The 16219-nt window shown below is 37.3% G+C and carries 29 protein-coding genes and 1 pseudogene; 9 read left to right on the top strand and 21 right to left on the bottom strand.

Annotation, left to right across the window (positions count from 1 at the left end; translation table 11 throughout):
- Positions 1–67 precede the first annotated feature (67 nt).
- Positions 68–1800, top strand: a pseudogene (locus H5S41_RS02695) (IS1182 family transposase).
- An 83-nt stretch (positions 1801–1883) separates the two neighbouring features.
- Here H5S41_RS02695 and H5S41_RS02690 read toward each other — a convergent pair.
- From H5S41_RS02690 to H5S41_RS02605, 20 genes are all read right to left on the bottom strand, one after another.
- Positions 1884–2075: a hypothetical protein gene (locus H5S41_RS02690; protein WP_182602239.1), complete on the bottom strand. Its 192-nt coding sequence runs from the start codon at positions 2073–2075 to the stop codon at positions 1884–1886.
- Positions 2076–3232: 1157 nt separating this feature from the next.
- Positions 3233–3658, bottom strand: a complete 426-nt coding sequence (locus H5S41_RS02685; protein ID WP_182602237.1) for a transcriptional regulator — start codon at positions 3656–3658, stop codon at positions 3233–3235.
- A gap of 238 nt (positions 3659–3896) precedes the next feature.
- Positions 3897–4043, bottom strand: coding sequence for a hypothetical protein (locus tag H5S41_RS02680; RefSeq protein WP_182602235.1), 147 nt, complete (start codon positions 4041–4043; stop codon positions 3897–3899).
- Positions 4018–4329 (bottom strand): hypothetical protein, encoded by a 312-nt coding sequence (locus H5S41_RS02675; RefSeq protein WP_182602233.1) that lies wholly within the window; start codon positions 4327–4329, stop codon positions 4018–4020. The genes H5S41_RS02680 and H5S41_RS02675 overlap by 26 nt, the downstream gene beginning before the upstream one ends.
- A gap of 20 nt (positions 4330–4349) precedes the next feature.
- Entirely contained in the window at positions 4350–5096 is a 747-nt protein-coding gene (locus tag H5S41_RS02670) for a hypothetical protein (RefSeq protein ID WP_182602231.1), read from the bottom strand.
- Positions 5097–5099: 3 nt separating this feature from the next.
- Complete coding sequence (locus tag H5S41_RS02665; protein ID WP_182602229.1) at positions 5100–5477, bottom strand: hypothetical protein; 378 nt, start codon at positions 5475–5477, stop codon at positions 5100–5102.
- A 3-nt stretch (positions 5478–5480) separates the two neighbouring features.
- The gene (locus tag H5S41_RS02660; RefSeq protein WP_182602227.1) at positions 5481–5906 is read right to left on the bottom strand and encodes a replication terminator protein; all 426 of its coding nucleotides are present in this window, start codon (positions 5904–5906) and stop codon (positions 5481–5483) included.
- Entirely contained in the window at positions 5899–6246 is a 348-nt protein-coding gene (locus H5S41_RS02655; protein ID WP_182602225.1) for a hypothetical protein, read from the bottom strand. The genes H5S41_RS02660 and H5S41_RS02655 overlap by 8 nt, the downstream gene beginning before the upstream one ends.
- A gap of 15 nt (positions 6247–6261) precedes the next feature.
- Entirely contained in the window at positions 6262–6960 is a 699-nt protein-coding gene (locus H5S41_RS02650; RefSeq protein WP_182602223.1) for a helix-turn-helix domain-containing protein, read from the bottom strand.
- Positions 6953–7615, bottom strand: coding sequence for an N-6 DNA methylase (locus H5S41_RS02645; protein WP_182602221.1), 663 nt, complete (start codon positions 7613–7615; stop codon positions 6953–6955). The genes H5S41_RS02650 and H5S41_RS02645 overlap by 8 nt, the downstream gene beginning before the upstream one ends.
- Before the next feature lie 9 nt (positions 7616–7624).
- On the bottom strand, positions 7625–8617 hold the full coding sequence (locus tag H5S41_RS02640; RefSeq protein WP_182602218.1) for a site-specific integrase: 993 nt from the start codon (positions 8615–8617) through the stop codon (positions 7625–7627).
- 3 nt (positions 8618–8620) lie between these two features.
- Positions 8621–9541 (bottom strand): DnaD domain-containing protein, encoded by a 921-nt coding sequence (locus tag H5S41_RS02635; RefSeq protein ID WP_182602217.1) that lies wholly within the window; start codon positions 9539–9541, stop codon positions 8621–8623.
- A gap of 49 nt (positions 9542–9590) precedes the next feature.
- Positions 9591–9767: a hypothetical protein gene (locus H5S41_RS02630; RefSeq protein WP_182602215.1), complete on the bottom strand. Its 177-nt coding sequence runs from the start codon at positions 9765–9767 to the stop codon at positions 9591–9593.
- Positions 9768–9807: 40 nt separating this feature from the next.
- Positions 9808–9990, bottom strand: coding sequence for a hypothetical protein (locus H5S41_RS02625; RefSeq protein ID WP_182602213.1), 183 nt, complete (start codon positions 9988–9990; stop codon positions 9808–9810).
- Positions 9987–10190: a DUF6877 family protein gene (locus tag H5S41_RS02620; protein ID WP_182602211.1), complete on the bottom strand. Its 204-nt coding sequence runs from the start codon at positions 10188–10190 to the stop codon at positions 9987–9989. Before H5S41_RS02620 ends, H5S41_RS02625 begins: the two co-directional genes overlap by 4 nt.
- A complete protein-coding gene (locus H5S41_RS11905; RefSeq protein WP_259395042.1) occupies positions 10187–10315 on the bottom strand; it encodes a hypothetical protein in 129 nt (42 codons plus the stop codon). The genes H5S41_RS02620 and H5S41_RS11905 overlap by 4 nt, the downstream gene beginning before the upstream one ends.
- Positions 10316–10335: 20 nt before the next feature.
- The gene (locus tag H5S41_RS02615; RefSeq protein WP_182602209.1) at positions 10336–10602 is read right to left on the bottom strand and encodes a hypothetical protein; all 267 of its coding nucleotides are present in this window, start codon (positions 10600–10602) and stop codon (positions 10336–10338) included.
- Positions 10603–10988: 386 nt separating this feature from the next.
- On the bottom strand, positions 10989–11255 hold the full coding sequence (locus H5S41_RS02610; protein WP_182602207.1) for a hypothetical protein: 267 nt from the start codon (positions 11253–11255) through the stop codon (positions 10989–10991).
- Positions 11256–11276: 21 nt separating this feature from the next.
- On the bottom strand, positions 11277–11411 hold the full coding sequence (locus H5S41_RS11900; RefSeq protein WP_259395041.1) for a hypothetical protein: 135 nt from the start codon (positions 11409–11411) through the stop codon (positions 11277–11279).
- 2 nt (positions 11412–11413) lie between these two features.
- Complete coding sequence (locus tag H5S41_RS02605) at positions 11414–11623, bottom strand: XRE family transcriptional regulator (RefSeq protein WP_182602205.1); 210 nt, start codon at positions 11621–11623, stop codon at positions 11414–11416.
- A 237-nt stretch (positions 11624–11860) separates the two neighbouring features.
- Here H5S41_RS02605 and H5S41_RS02600 point away from each other — a divergent pair, with 237 nt between their 5' ends.
- The 8 genes from H5S41_RS02600 (at position 11861) to H5S41_RS02565 (ending at position 15175) form a co-directional block, all read left to right on the top strand.
- Positions 11861–12169, top strand: a complete 309-nt coding sequence (locus tag H5S41_RS02600; RefSeq protein WP_182602203.1) for a helix-turn-helix domain-containing protein — start codon at positions 11861–11863, stop codon at positions 12167–12169.
- A complete protein-coding gene (locus H5S41_RS02595) occupies positions 12169–12597 on the top strand; it encodes an ImmA/IrrE family metallo-endopeptidase (protein ID WP_182602201.1) in 429 nt (142 codons plus the stop codon). Before H5S41_RS02600 ends, H5S41_RS02595 begins: the two co-directional genes overlap by 1 nt.
- 55 nt (positions 12598–12652) lie before the next feature.
- Positions 12653–13222 carry a hypothetical protein gene (locus H5S41_RS02590; protein WP_182602191.1) on the top strand — a complete coding sequence of 190 codons (570 nt, stop codon included), beginning with the start codon at positions 12653–12655 and terminating at the stop codon, positions 13220–13222.
- 32 nt (positions 13223–13254) lie between these two features.
- Positions 13255–13551: a hypothetical protein gene (locus H5S41_RS02585; protein WP_182602189.1), complete on the top strand. Its 297-nt coding sequence runs from the start codon at positions 13255–13257 to the stop codon at positions 13549–13551.
- Positions 13552–13647: 96 nt separating this feature from the next.
- A complete protein-coding gene (locus H5S41_RS02580; RefSeq protein WP_182602187.1) occupies positions 13648–13791 on the top strand; it encodes a hypothetical protein in 144 nt (47 codons plus the stop codon).
- Between the two features lie 11 nt (positions 13792–13802).
- A complete protein-coding gene (locus tag H5S41_RS02575; RefSeq protein ID WP_182602185.1) occupies positions 13803–14057 on the top strand; it encodes a hypothetical protein in 255 nt (84 codons plus the stop codon).
- A 204-nt stretch (positions 14058–14261) separates the two neighbouring features.
- Positions 14262–14681 carry a hypothetical protein gene (locus H5S41_RS02570; protein WP_182602183.1) on the top strand — a complete coding sequence of 140 codons (420 nt, stop codon included), beginning with the start codon at positions 14262–14264 and terminating at the stop codon, positions 14679–14681.
- Between the two features lie 113 nt (positions 14682–14794).
- Positions 14795–15175 (top strand): Abi family protein, encoded by a 381-nt coding sequence (locus H5S41_RS02565; protein WP_182602181.1) that lies wholly within the window; start codon positions 14795–14797, stop codon positions 15173–15175.
- Here H5S41_RS02565 and H5S41_RS02560 read toward each other — a convergent pair.
- Positions 15161–16129: an IS30 family transposase gene (locus H5S41_RS02560; protein ID WP_085720378.1), complete on the bottom strand. Its 969-nt coding sequence runs from the start codon at positions 16127–16129 to the stop codon at positions 15161–15163. The two genes, H5S41_RS02565 and H5S41_RS02560, sit on opposite strands and share 15 nt — an antisense overlap.
- Positions 16130–16219: the final 90 nt, after the last annotated feature.

Raw genomic sequence — 16219 nt, 5'->3', positions numbered from 1 at the left:
TAAAAGAAAAAGACACCGACCAGCCCGTCGATGTCTTCAAAATACCCTCGAAAGGATATATAAAACATTGGAAACTAATTATAACATGAATCAACTTAGTTTGAACATACCTACTGCCTATGAACCTGAATTAAACCATCCTGCTCGTTATATTAACCAATTAGTTGAAGGCCTTGCGATCCGCAAGCCTAATATTATGGGGCGACCAAGGGAATACGATCCGAGAATGTTATTAAAATTGGTCCTTTTAGCCTACAGTTACGGTATTATTTCCTGTCGGAAAATTGAACGCTTTGCTCGTGAAAATATTGTCGCAATGTGGTTAACTCAAGAACAGCGACCAACTTACCGTACGATTGCTCGCTTTGTGATTTCTAAGGACTTAGAAGAAATGATCCAAAGCAGTTTTAAGGAGTTTCATGACTACTTGAAAGCTCAAGGAATGATTGATGAGGCTTCATTTATTGATGGCACTAAAATTCTGGCTAACGCAAATAAGTACTCCTTTGTTTGGAAGAAGCGTACGATCAAATATAGTGAATTAAACGTTGAAAAAGCCCGTAAACTGCTTCAAGAAATCAAGCAAGCTGAAGTTAAAATCGACGTTGACGAGAATAACTTTGACGTTGATCAGCTCGATACTATTATTGCGCTTCTTGAACAACGTATCGAAGAATTGAATCAACAGGTAAGCGAAACCGCTAAGGTTTCGCCTAATCCGGCCAAACAAGAACGACGCCACGCCAAAAAATATCGCCGCGCTTTAGAACACTGTCGCCAAAAAAATTTAGAATATCGTACTCAAATGCAGATCGCTGGTTCACGGAATAGCTACTCTAAAACAGATCACGCAGCTACTTTTATGCGCGTTAAAGAAGATCCAATGCGTAATGGACAAACTAAGCCGGCATATAATCTTCAAATTATGACTAATTCGCAATTTACGCTTGGTTATGACTTAATGCAAAACCCCACTGATACGAGAACACTAATTCCATTTCTTAAGCAGCTCGCCCAGAACGAAGTTTTGGGACGAGAAATTGTAGCCGATGCTGGTTATGGGTCTGAACGTAATTATAAATATCTTGAAGATGAGTTGCCTGATTGCACCGCCCTAATTCCTTATAGCACGATGATTAAAGAGAATAGTCGCAAATGGCGCTCTGATGATCGAAAGGTTATGAATTGGGAATACCATGAAGACGATGATTACTATGTCAATCCAGCTGGAGTCCGCTTTAATTTTAAACGATACGCTTACCGAAACGATAAATATAAGTTCCATCGCGACTTTAAGGTATATCAAGCCGAAAAGTACGATGAAAATCACCAAGTTATTCCTCAGGCATTAACGCCACGTGGAAATACTAAGTATATTATGGTTAATCCACAATGGGAGTATTTTAAAGCTAAAGCACGTAAGTCGCTTTCAAAGTCCACTACGTATTCTCGTCGCAAGTACGATGTAGAAACTGTTTTTGGAAATTTGAAAGCTTATTTGGGTTTCAAGAGGTTCACGGTGCGTGGTCTCAAGAAAGCCAAAAGTCAGATTGGAATTGCCCTAATGGCACTGAATATGAAAAAGATCGCCGGGAGGCTGTCCATATTTAGTATTAATTTTAAGAAAAGGAAGAACCGCTCAGAATTTCAAATGAAATTCCGAACGGTTCTCTTAATTTAAAGGACTTATGTCACAGCCCCTTTTATTTGAGTAAAATATTCTTTACTACAAACCAATGTTCTGGTAATAAACTACCTGATGCGATCACATTTATTTTATTATTAGCATACAGTTTATAAAATTCATTATCACGAAGCCAATTGACTACATTAATTCTTCTAAAGCCTTTCAACTTATTACCTCCAAATAAAAAAGCCAGCTATTAAGCTGACTTCCCATATGCTCTTGTAGCAAAAACTTTATCGCCTATTCGAACGTAAATTCTGATTCCTTTTTTCAGCCCTTTTGCCAATTCGCTCACAGTAACTAACGAATAGCCATCTTGCTGTGCTAATATAACAGGCAAAACAGAATCGCGTTCATAATAAAAATAAATGCAATTCACGTTGGTCATCCCCCTTATAATGTTACTAATCATTTAGGCAAAAAATATTCCTATTGGCTGACTATACAATAAAGAGTAGTATTAATATTGATATCAATTTAAGAAAGGTGTGATGATTTTTGTCACAGTTTTTGGGTATTAATGCACTCTAGTTATAAGGAAAATGTCAGCTATTGAAATTGAAAGTCTATGTGTCTTCAAAGATAAGACTGGTTATCAAATCTGAGAAAATTCAGCTTTTAATAGTAAATAGTGAAGTGTAGATATTCCTTCTTACTGCCAACTATGAAGCTCAGTTTCAGTAGATTTCGAAGTTTAGCGACAGACAAATTTTATAAGTTGGATAACCCTTTAAGAAGTAATATCAAACTTCGACACAGTACTTATAATTTCTTGCGCATTGTTGGAACAATAACCAATAAAGGCAAGAAGAGCGTGGCAACTTTAGAGTTTAAAAATATTGAAACAGGATCCGTTTGCCAGCGGATCTTATTTTATTTTAAACTCTGATAGCTGATGGACGGAATCGAACCGTACCATTAGGGTGTTCATCCCTACCCTTTATCAGCATAATACAGAGTGCTTATCCCGTAATAGGCTCCGTAGAGTATCTATCACTCTTCAGAAGATAAGCTAACTCCGATTAATCACGGCTTGTTATCTAACTTAAAGGGAGCATATCATCTCCTTTTAATTGGTTACCGTGATAAAAGCCGAGAGACGGATTCGAACCGCGCTTTTGCCACCTTGGATCTTAGCAAGCAGTGTGATTCGTATACACTGCAATTGCGAATATTGAGAATCGAACTCAACAGGTAGCGAACGGGATTTATTCGCACTTACGACCCTCTCACCTGTTCCAAATACTCGCATAATCAGGACTACACAATCTCCGCACCCGGTCGTAGTTTTCCGCCTACTCCTGTAACGGTATTGTTGTCCTTAATCGTTGTAACCTGTTAGCCGTTGAGTTAGATTACGGACTCTTTTGCTGATACAGCACGGCTGCCTGAGACTATTAGAGTAGCATATTGTAAAAATATTTTGGAGAACAGTATTCATTCAAAAAAACAAATTATCAATCATTCGACAATACCATAATAAAACCGATTTCCATTGAAAAACCGCAAATAGTCCGCAGAAAGTCCGCAAGAAATCCGCAGACTTCATTTAGGAACGAGAACTCTCTTATCAGGACAAACTTTAGCAGCTTCCCATAAGGCTTCTTTTTGCATATCCTCGCAAGTTCGTTTGGGGATATTAAGTTCTAATGCTACCTTATCCATTTTCCAATGATGATGGACAAAGCGATAATCAAGGATCAAAGCATACAACTCATGCTCATCTCCCTTACTAGATATATACTGCAGTAAATTTTCCCTAACTTTCCATTCCCGTTCAGCATTTACCCAGTCCGTTATTCTATAGTCTGGATCAAATAGGCTTCCTTTAGGCTGACCATCAAAACTAGGACTGCCTACTGTTATTTTCTTTTGTTGCGCCTCATCTCGCCAATCCCAGTATTGTTTCAGCCATTCTTTAACCTTATCGCATGACTCTTTACGCTTGTACTTTTGAAATATGCTGTTCACGATAAGCTCCCCTTCTTGTGCTATAATAGATTTGTTAATTTATTCGGGAAGCTGTGCATTATCGTGCGCAGCTTTTTTGTTTTTCAACACTTAAAGAAATAGCTTAATTAGCGGCGCCCACAAGTAAGCAATAAGACGAATCAGCATCCCAAGAATCACTAATACTATGGCAAATACGGTTATTCCGGCTATAAATGCTAAGAGATAACCAAGTAGACTAAAAAATAGATCCTTTGCTCTACCAATCATGCTTAACCTCCAACTTATATGGCTTATATTTATTTAACTCAGCTGTTTGCTTTGCATGTTCCTCAGCATGTTCTCTCATTCGTCGATGCTTCTTTTTTATCGCAGAACGTTTACTTTTCTTCTTTGGCTTCTTCATGTTTAATCACCTTTCTGGGCATAATTGATGCACGGGGATGACTAGCAGCATATCTTTGAGCATCATGCAATTCATTAAATACATGAATTAATTCAAGTTTTCCATATTCATCTAGCTTCATATCCTTGACAACATAGACAATGCCATAATCTGTTTGCTGCTTTAATTCATCCCTAGCAATTACTTTGATTGCGGTTACCTGTGCTTCATTAAATAGTAGTCTGCTAGTAGCTTTTATCCCACTCCCTGATTCAGAGCGAACAACTTCTCCATCATATTTAATCATTCATTTAACTCCTCTGTTTACTAAGCAATCACTGGGAATTTAATTTCATCAAAAGTCTCTTGTTCCAGCTTTTGAATAAAGTCCTTAATATTCTTCTTAGCCTCTACTTGCCATTGGTTGTTGTCGGCCATGAATAATGCTGATTGCATTCCTTCACGCATTCGGAAGATAAACTTACTTGCTGGTTGTTCGACCTCTTGGAATGTCCGGAAAGGAATTAGCTTTACTGGATTAGGAACCATTACTTCATCAACACTAGCAACTCCGGAATTAATTTGGACACTTTGACTAACTCCATCATCAGTTTGTTGATGAACAGTTTCATCACGTAAGTTGCTGACAACCTTTAGGATAATTTCACGGTCTTTATTTTCTTCAAATTGGGATTGCAGCATAATGACCATTGCTTCTTGATCAAGGTATTGTTCAAAATTAATATCATCAGTTATTGCCTTAACTTCAACATAACGTGGACGTTGACCGCCAGTGGTTAGGTTACCAATCACCTCAACAGCAGTTGGACTAATTACGTGAATTTGTAAGTTATCGTTAATATGCTGTCCTTCACTTTCTAGCCATTCAACTAAGCTTGTTAATTGATTCAGACGTAGGGTATGAGCAATGATTGGATCATTCAAGAGTGCAGCATCCCCATCATTATCAAGTAAATATTGCCGACCATTTAGCCCTTTTATAAGTCGGTTACCGTGAGCATCATCTACAAGTTGTTCAAATTGGGTTAATTCACCGTTAATTTTTGTTTCCATGAGTTAGTTCTCCTCTTCATTTCGTTTTATGATTTGTTTAATTAATTCCATACAGTCATCCATGACAGTTTGCTGACTAAATGGTGGCTGATTAGCGTGAGCAGTATCAAAACCAATGAAGCAGTCATCTGGTAGATCATCCAGCTTTCCGTATTCTGGAGTCCAGGTTATTCCCCCCCACACAGATAAACATGATTCTGCTTCTGCCAAATGACTGTAATAATAATCGCTCGGCAATAGTTCAACATACCCGCAATAATAATCTTGAAGTGGCAAAAAGGGAGCAGGTATACCAGCAAACTGGTGCATCTTGCGGATAATTACTCTTCGTCCTTTGCACTCTCCCTCAAAAACCGTCTTGTTAATACTTGGTTCTTGCATTTACTAGTTCTCCTTCTTTTGCAAATCAATAACTTTCCGCTTTTCTTCTTTTTCCACTTCTTCGACTGGTTCGCCAGTATCAGTCTTAGCTTTGCCGTCATCTGGATCAATATAGGTTTGGCCCTTAACACCGTACTTAAGCTCATTAACATGGACTGCACCCTTGCTATCACGACCAAGTAACATAGTAGTCGGTACCCCAATTTCTGGTGCAAGAGTAGTTTTAACTTCAATCGTGACATCAGATGCATCACGTTTTTCATTGGGAGTAAGCGTGATATTAAGTTGCACTTTGCGCTTCTTAGTTGGGTCTGTATTAGGATCCAAAATATTATCGGCTACTTGCTTTAATGCCCGATTGAGTTTGACCTGTACCCCCCCTTCGGCAATTTCTGATAAATCAAAATTAATTTCTTTTTTCTTACTCATAGCTCTTCTCCTCCACATCAATAAACATTTGTCCATCTTCACAGTAATAATCAAGCTTCCATCCGTTGCGTCGCATTAAATGAATTAATTTTTTAGCAATCTTCTCACCATCAACACCAACATCAAATAAGTGATACAATTCTGGCTCCATTACAAAGTCATCACAGCCTAATGCTGCCATATCAATTGGCAAATAAAGCCGATTATAACGACCTTTATCATGTAACTGATGGGCTAAATTAACTTGCATGATGTCAAATAACTGATCCTCCATCATGCTTTTATCGCCTTGCCGCCGTTTGGCAACGTAATCATGTCGTAAGTAATTTTTTAATTCCATATTCATCCCCGCTTATTAATCATATTGACTACGGCTACGCTTAAAATTCCTATCGTGTGTACCAACTGACCAATCCTTATATTTTTCTAAATAATATTTAAGCCTGTTTTGAATTGCTTCATCAGCCTTATATTGCCCATTTTCTATATGTGATATAAGAGCATTGTCAACACCACTCAAAGTACTAAGTGTTTCCTGCGAAATACCTAGTCGTTGGCGTTCTTTCAAAAGCCAACTTCCAAATATTGTATATCGATACGGGTATTTTCTTTTTCCATAGCAAACCTTGCACATCTTTCTGAGCTGTAAGTTACGAACGCTCGTTTTGAACACATGCCCACACTTATTAGCTTTAACAATAACTTTTTTATCGCAGCCTTTATATTCACTAATCAATGTGAAATCTTCTCCTAGCCACTCAACAAACTTTTTCTTACCTTCTGCTAATCGTTTTTTATGAAGGCTATCCCAGTAGCACTGTCTGCATCCCTGTCCTTTAAGAAGGTTACCCGCTCTGCTAATAAAAATTACTTTGTCACATTTCTTGTGGTAAACATACACAGGATTATCATAACCGTTGTAATTGCCAGCTAGCTTAAACTCATCTCCCCAAACATTTGCTAACTTCTTTTCAAATTCCTCGTTACTTAATTTAGGACGATTATAGAAATCATTCTCTGTTTGAAGAATCCAGAGGTAGTAGTTATTATTCAAACTTATCAACCCATTCTGAAATGTTATAAAGTTCTTTCAGTTCTGCTGTATGAGGCATTTTAATCACTTCGCTAAATGCCATAAAGTTATCGGTATCGTTACGGATAAAGTAAACGTCCTTTGCTTTTCTGCTTAATGAATCACATTGGATTGCTACGCCATTCATCCCCCTAATAGCCATATTGAATAGCAAAAAAGGAACTGCACGGTCAGACATTTCTTCCACTTGATACCAATACCTGCGTGGATCATACGTGAAGATTGATAGAAATTGCAACTGCTTATTGTCGTGAAAAGGATTGCCAACTCGGTCATGCAAACAATCATCCCACCAACGTTTTATTAAAATTCCACCAGTACCCGCAGCAACTTCAAAGTAATGGCTATTTGATTTATCGTCATCAACCAAGCGATTGAGTAATGTTGCGATGCTATCAGGAGTGAAATCCTGTTTTTTACTCTTCCGTTCTGCTTGTTCATCCTCAAAATACTCATGGAACCAGTCAAACTTTAAGTCAGTTGACACTTTCAAGAACCTCTTAAATACCTCTGACCGTTTTCGATCGTTAAGCATTAGCTGTAGCATTCTTTCCGGAGCCTTATAAGACTCATCAATGCCTAATAGTTTATTAACTGTTTTTGTATCAAATTGCATTAATCCACCTCAAATTCCTGCCATTACGGACATGATTTTGTTGTCATCTTCTTGGGCTAATTCATCAAGAAGGTGGATATACACTCGTTGAGTTGTCTCAGTGTCACCATGTCCTAAACGTTTGGCCACCGATTGAATAGACACACGATTTGCAATTAAAATCGATGCGTGGGTATGTCGTAACCCGTGAACTGTTATTCGATGAACTCCAGCTTCCCAACACATCTTTTCTAACTTGCTATTAAAGGTGCTATTAAAAATACGTGGTTCACCATGCACAGGGGACACTTTACCGATAGATGTATACCATGTCGGCCATATCGGGGCATCCGGAGCTAACCCTTCCATGTGCCTTTGTAAATCCATAAGCGTCTTATAATCAATTTTGATTATCCTGACCGAATATTTATTTTTAGTTGGCATAAACTTGCCGTATTCATCACTGCCATACTCTTTCGACTTGTAGTTAAAAGTCTTGTTGATATAAATAGTCATATTGTCCATGTCAACATCTTTGGGAGTTAAGCCGAGCGTTTCTGCAAAGCGAGCACCGGTTCTTAAACTAAAGTCAAAGAAGTCACCCCACCCTGTTTTGTCTTGACGAAAGACTTGCTCCAGCTTTTTAACCTCATCAATTTCCAAATATTTTGGTCCTTTATCTTTAATCTGAACTGAGGAAGTAATCTTAATTTTGTGATTAGGATTTTTTCCTGTAATCCATCCTTCATAAACAGCATCATCAATTGCTGGTGCAATGTGATGGTAAAAGTCAGTTACCGTTGTCTTTTGATGAGTTTGGCCATAAAGATTTATTAATCTTTGTAAATCTTCACGGGTCATATCACCAAGCACCAAATCTGGAACTAATTTTTTAAGCCATTTCAAAACAAGCTTGTATTTATTTATAGTTACACCTTTAACCGAATTGACTTTGTAAGTCATATACCACTGCTCATAGTATTTCCAAAATTTAATTAAGCGTTTCTTACCTGTTTTTGCCATAAACTACTCCCCTAACTTATACAGCGGAATTTGGGGATGAGCTGTTGCTGTTACAACAACTTTGCCATTGTAAACATCATCATCATGTTTAACTGCAGCTAGGCTATTTAGCCCCTGTTGCTTATATCGATTAAGAACTGTCCGGAGATACTTAAAGGTTGGTCTGTCTGCATTCTCATACATAGAATCAATTGCAAAAGCAACAACTTCTTCTCCAAGCTCATTAACGAATAGTAGCAGTTCTTGTTTTAATTTTTCGGATTCGATTTTGTTATACAGGTTGGAAATAATTTTGGCACTAGTACTAGTAGTCTTATTATTTAAACTAGACTTACCTATACTAGACTTATCTAACCTATACTTACCTAGACTCGGTTTACCATTGGTTGTCACTTGGTTGCCATCTGGTTGCCAAGTGGGTGCGGCCCCGTCATTACTGGGATTTGAGATGGTATCATCAAAATTCTCATCATCAATTTGTCCGTCACTTGGTTGACAGTTGGTTGTCATCTGGTTTCCATTTGGTTGACGAGTGGTTGACACCTGTCCGTCATTTGGTAAGTCTAAAGGTAATTGTTGAACGCCAATTTTGTAGATTTTGTTACCATCTACTATCAGTTTCTTAAAATCGTCCTGGTGGATAGATGGATGAAAACGGTCCTTTCTAATTTGGTTGTTGATGTTCCAGTGAACTAATGCAACCACCCCATCATCAAACTGAATCACAAAGCCCTTTGCAATCAGCAACTTCAAATCATCTGCTGCAGAATTACACATCCGCTGGATAGCCATCGGATTACTAACAAGACCGCAATCGTCAGCGTGCATATTCAGATGAAAATATAGGTTCTGTGCAGTTGGTGTCATGCTAAGAAACATATCAGTTTCAACAACTGCTTCACTCGTCATTCTTCGTTGTGCCATTAGAGTGCCTCCTGATTAATTAAAACTACGACAGTTACTTTTCTCATCATTAGTTCTGACCTTTCCACCCCATCGCTATATTTAGTTCTTCGCCATACAGGGTGAGCCATTTGAAAAGATCAATTGCTTTATTGTCAAGTGGATCAGAAACACGTAAGTTTCTAATTCTTTTCTTTTGTTCACGTATTTTAGTTGCTGCTTGTTCAGGTTTACTTAATACTTTCATGTGGTATAATCTCCTTGTAAAAATCTTTGCTAAGAAATTTTTACTTGCCATCGGTGCGGTTATCACCGGTGGCTTTTTTATTTGGATTATCAGGGTCGCCTAATGCTCCTAGAATCTTCCAAAATAGAACAAATCCAAAGACTAAGCATAGTCCCGAGCCATAGAATGCAGATAAGAGCATTCCAGCTGTTAGACCTGAACAGACTAGTGCTGGTTCATTCATTTAATCGCCTTCTTTCGTGATACCTTGTCAAACTTAACTAAATTTTCAAAGAAGCGTACCTGCTTCCAAACATAATCATCCCCAACTTGGCCACCACTAAGAAAATGCCAACCAAGCCGATAAAGGACATCTTGGATTGCTTCAAGAGGAAAATCGTATTCCTCCATCAATTCTCGAAGACGCTTAGTGCCATCTTTCATCGAAACACCTTCTTAATATTGTGTTTGCCCTGATACTTCTTCTTAAATACTGATTCATGGCGGATACCAATGCTGTAAGTTGCAGCAAAGGTTAAACAGCCAAGAATTACAATTAATGGCCACACATCATTCATCTCCTAAATTCCTATTTGACTTTTCTTCGAGGCAGTTGCTCTTCCCAATCTATTTCATCAACGTGTTCCCGAATCCATTCTTCAGCTTTAGGAAGATAAATCATTGTTCGCTTACCCCGACCATGTGCGTCTTTTAACCAACCGCCTTCTTGAATGTTAATCTCTGGAAAACGATCAAAGATAAATTGACGAATCCACACAATATCATGTCCTGCAAATAGCCGATTCCTTATCGTTGCATCACGTGGACTAACCCATAGCTCTGTGTTATCAACCATTTCGGTGATTAATTGTTTTGCAAACCCTTTTTTATCTTCTAAGAGCTTGTTAATTATTTTTGTTCTAAATCAGGTGCTGCAATAATCATTTGATATCACCTTCTTATTTCAACGTTGAGACCTGTTAAATCTTATTAATTACGGATAACTACCTGTGCCAGCAAGTAGTTATCTTTTGCTATACTTGAATCATCCCTATAGAAGGAGGTGAATTAACTATGATTAGATGTTTTCTATATTTGAACGGCCGAGAAACTAAATCCAGATATGCTTCTCTTCCTGCAGTTCCAACAACTGGAGCTTTCATCAATGTTAACAACAGTTTGGAACAGCAAATTTACAAAGTCCTTTCTGTTGAATTCATTGATTCATCAGATAGCGTTAATTTAAATGTTCAAAAAGTCTCTAATGTCCCCAAGCGCATTAACTGAACGAATAGATAATTTAGGATCAACAAATTTAACCCAATAAGCATTCATAATGTTTGCTCTGTCAAAAAACATTGCATTTTCCATAAGCAATACGTTCTCGTTTCCAGCTGAGTAGTGTGCTTTACGAATTAGCAGTGTTTTTTTGTTATCCTCAACCACCATTCCAACAATCTCACCAGCAACTTCAACTAGCTTATCTTTTAAAGTTCCTTGTTCTTTCATTGGTATATTTTTCCTCATTCTTTATTGATGAATAATTAAACCAGAACGAATCACTATTACACCTGATTTAATTAGTACAGTCGATTTCCCTATTTTTATGAAGTTACTTTTACTGTTAGCGTCAGTGAAAGTAACTTTTTTCTTTTGCTCTACCACTTTCATCCCTCCATTCCTGCGTATGCAGCAAACTTCTTCCGCCACTCATCCGCTTTGGGACCATGCTGATTACCATTAACAACAGTATTGACATACATTGCTGATAGTCCAAACTTTTCAGCGATAGCACGTTGACTTGTTGGTTGTAACCCTGCACTCTTATTTCTAATAAATTGGATAGCCAGTTTTTCTTTGTAAGATAAATTTGACATATACACACCACACTTTCTTTTAATGATATTGACTTTTTTTAGTCTTTGTTTTAACATTTGAGTATAAAAATAAGCTTATTAAATAAGCTACTTTCAATTAGAACATTGACTAAAATGTTATCTTATCAAGTAAGTATCATATCTCACCAATCAACTTACATTGTAAGTGTATTAGTCTTTGTTTTAATTGTCAATCTATTTTTAGACTTTATTTTAACAGAGAGAAGAAAATATATTATGACTCCATTTGATAGACTAAAAAAATTGGCTGATAAGCAAGGACTATCAGTAAATGAGGTAGAAGAAAAGGTAGGCTTAGGGAAAAACACCTTATATTCTTGGAAAAAGAAAGTTCCGTCTGGAGCTAACCTTACTAAGATTGCCGACTTCTTTAATGTCTCAACTGATTACCTTTTAGGGCGAGATACAAAGAAAAATAAAACAGCCGACCTTGCAGACGAAGATACAGTCTTCACCTACGAGGGTCGGCAAATTCCACCAGAAGATTTAGAATATATGAAACGATTATTGCGTGGTGGTAAGTAATGTTATACCAACAAACAGAAGAAGTTTGCGATTACTTATTGGAAAAAGCTAAAGAATATAAAATTGATGTGGTATGGGATCACTTCTCACCTTATACTCCACCTGGCAGTAGCTATAAATATCGACGGGTGGTAATGAATATCGATTGGCACCGTCCAAAAGAAATCATCTTCCAGTTTGCCCATGAATTAGCCCATGTTATTCACGGCGACCCTGGGGATGTGGTTTATTACCACGCTAGCTTCACTGGTAAGGAATCGGTTGAATATAAAGCAAACGTTGGCGCTGTTGAACTGTTAGTTCCTTTCTATTGTCAAGATACTGATATTCAATGCGTTAATAGTGAAAACTTTATGCAAACTTTCCATGTTCCTCACTATCTTTCAGAGGTAGTAAGGAACAAAATCTGGGACTATTATGTGAAATAATTAATTTACGTCCAAACGTGATTGACGGTAAAAGCTATATAAGGAGTAATTAAAAATGAAAAAGGTACTTATGATATTAGGAGTATTTATGGGAATCGTATTATTTGTTAATACGGCAAGTGCTGATATGAAGCAAGATGCAACACAATCTAATGATCCCAAAGTATTAATGAAATATTTAAACTCAACAAAAGCTGGAAAGAATGTTCCTATTAAGAAAGTAACTAATACCGCTGACAATTCCTATACGGTATATGTCTTAAAGAAAACACCAAAAGTTAGTTCATTGGCTCAGCGTACTAAGTTTGCCAAAAATATTCAATCAATTATTGATAATACGCCATCACAATTTCGACGTAATGGTATTGCATTTTATCAAGGTAGCAAAGATGGAGCCAATTTCATAATCGCTTTTAGTAAAGATAAATTCTCAAATAATTATGGTCACGCAGTCCAATTTTCCAATCTAGGTAATTTAGGAGCAGGTACAACTGCTTGTTACTTTGAACCACTTTTTGCTAAAAACAACGCTAATGGTGGAGCAAAATCAAGTCCAGATACACAAGGTCCTCAAAATGATGATGGTGAAACTTTAATTGAACAAATTCAAGATGTTACTGAATAATTAAAGTCATTATTATCTAAGGAGTAATCACAATGAAAAAAATAGGTTTAGTCTGTGCAACAGTATTAATGGGGATGTCACTCGCCGCATGTAGTAACTCTGCATCACAGAAATCAAATAAAAAAAGTAGTAGCTCATCTATAACTACTACTAAAGCCGTTAAGCATCGCAATGTACATAAGGAAAGCAAGAAAGATACACAAAGTTCGTCTAGTTCTGCTGCCTCTAGTCAAGCTAGTAGCCAAGCTAGCCAAACATCCACTCAACAAGGCAGTCAGAATGGTTCTCAGCAACAAGCTGTGCAATCAACTCAGCAAAGCAATTCATAGCAAGCTAATAATGGTCAAATTAATAATGCACAAGATGCATTAAATGCTGCCAAAGCAAAATATGGTGATGGTAACGGTAACTACCATTGGACCATCATGTATGACGCTGACACTAATCAACCAATTCAAAACCCAGATGGCTCATATTTTGTAAAGGCAATTGACCCAACCCAAGGAACCATGACTGGAACAGCTCAAAGCGTCAATGTTTATCCAGACGGTTCTATGACTAATAACTAAAGGATATAACTATGAACCAACACATTGAGTTAACACTTAGAGAAAAAGAAAAGATTGCTACCATTGCTAAAGAAATTGTTCAAGATATTGAATCTGGTAAGGATCCTAATTACTACGGTCCTCCTCTTACTCAAAGTGGTAAAGAACAAATGCTAGTGGCAATTCAAACAGCTATGGAAATGAATAAGAGAAAAGCTAAAGCTAAATTTACACCGAAAAAGTATCGGAAAGGAAAAACTTCTCCTAAGAAAGCCGGATCCAGATAAGAAAGCAAATTTACACTAATTTTTTGTCCAAACCCTGACGACATAAAAAGCTGGCAAATGAAAAAAGCCCCTCTCCTACTGGCATAGGAAAGGGACCGAGGTTGAATAAGATTAACAGGTCTCAATTCAACCTCTGCTACTTTATTGCTTGGATATTTATGGAGACATAGAAAATAAAGAATTTTATTTTGGAGGTTAGATATAATGTCTAAAGAAATTAAGGTTATTGCAATCCCAGATAATACAAGAATTATTATTAATTATGGGTATGAAGATGACCCCGAAAATCCTAATGTTTTTAGAGGAGAAAAATTACACGCCAAAATTGGCCAACAAATTGTTGTTGAGTCAAAAGGAATGGATTTAAAAGACCCCGAAACTGATGAAATAATCGGAAGCTATAACCCTCCTATTGATTATTTAGAGATTACCGATGTTCGTGAGAAATATTCAATTGCTAGAAAAAAGGTTAAAAAAGAAGTAAATGCTTCTAGCATCCCTCCACTTATTAAAGAAGCTTCAAAAACAAAATTTGAAGATTTACATGTAAATACTTCAGACGTTAAAAATATTAAGCCTAATTCAGCAATTTCGGTTGGAGATATTGTTGAATTTGTTGATTAATAGATTGACGAGATTAACACTATACGGTATGATAAAGGTGTCTGAAATGGGTTACCTTGATGTGACCTGCGAAGAAGAGCCTTTCTGCTATATAGTGGGGAGGCTCTTTTTGCATGGTTAAAAATTTTAAACACCCTTACAAATCGTTTGATGAGCAAATAGCAATATTAAAAAGTCGTGGAGTTGAAATAAACGACTATGAGTTTGCCAAGAATGCTTTAATGACTTTCCCATACTATTCAATTATTAATGGTTATAAAGATATGTTCTTAAAGCAGAAAGAACCTGATATATTTCGCAAAGGAACTTCTTTTGAAATGCTCTATCAAGTTCATTGGATAGATATTCAGGTTAGCAATATTATTTTTAAATATTCCTTGGCGGTAGAAGAGAGATTAAAAGCTCTCGTTTCAAATATAGTAGCTCGAAACTTTTCTATTGACGAAGAAAAGTATTTAGACCCGAAATGTCAATTTAAATTAGAAAAATGTTGAAAGCTGTTCATCTGTGACGTGACTTAGGAATACTTCAAGTGGTGTGCGGTAGTGAAGTGACTTCCGTGGAATAGTATTTCGTTTGTGCATCAGCTGGGTGATTAGTTCATCTGGTAAATTACGGAAGTCTAATCGTTTACTGAGACCGTCACGACGTAAGATACCATTATTGTTTTCATTCAGGCCGCGTTGATTGGGCGCTCCAACCTCCGCAAAATAAGTATGAAGATCATGTTTATTGGCAATCTCACGCCAGCCCGCGAATTCCTTACCATTATCAAAGGTAATCGACTTAACGAAATGACGAGGTATTTTAGAAAGCCATTTATCCAAGTGATAGTTAACTGCTTCATCAGTTTTACGATGAACGTTAAGCACAATCATCACCTTAGATTGACGTTCCACCAAGGTCATGACCGCACCACGATGAGCTTTTCCTTGAACAGTATCAGCTTCAAAGTGACCAAACTCGTGTTGGTAGTGAGGAAAATCATGGTATCGCTGGTAAATACTCCGACCGAGATGCCCCGCCTTACCACGTCGTTCGACATAGCCATTGGGGTGTCGCTTGCCTTTCATCGGTAATTGCTGGACGGCAAAATTGTACTGTCCACGAGCAAACATCCGATAAAGTGTCCGCATACTACAGCTAATTGTCCGTTCTGCTCGACCAATGATCGTATCAGGTGTCCAGCCCGCTTTAACCTGCTCATTGATGTAGCTGATCTCATCCTTGGCTAGCTGAGCCTGCTTACGACCACAACGCTGCTTATTCCGTTGGTAAGCCTTAAGATACTGTGCAATGGTCTTACCGCTATCAAGAAATCGATAGACTCGGTAAATAGTTTCTTGGCTTCGTTTAAGCAGTTTAGCAGCTTGATAAGCCTTCGTACCTTGGTGCCAAAAATTAGCTATGAGGGTTAGTTCACGTGTGGTAAGATGTTTATAAGTCATTTGTGATGTTCCTTTACTTTTGTTTGTGGTTATTCAAAAGTCTATCACAAATGGCTTTTTTATTTTTCTAACTTAATTTTACAAACGGCG

The organism is Limosilactobacillus albertensis (assembly GCF_014145555.1).
GTDB classification, from domain to species: Bacteria; Bacillota; Bacilli; order Lactobacillales; family Lactobacillaceae; genus Limosilactobacillus; species Limosilactobacillus albertensis.
Note: the sequence above shows the minus strand (reverse complement) of the source record. Positions and strands in the feature narration are given on the sequence as shown.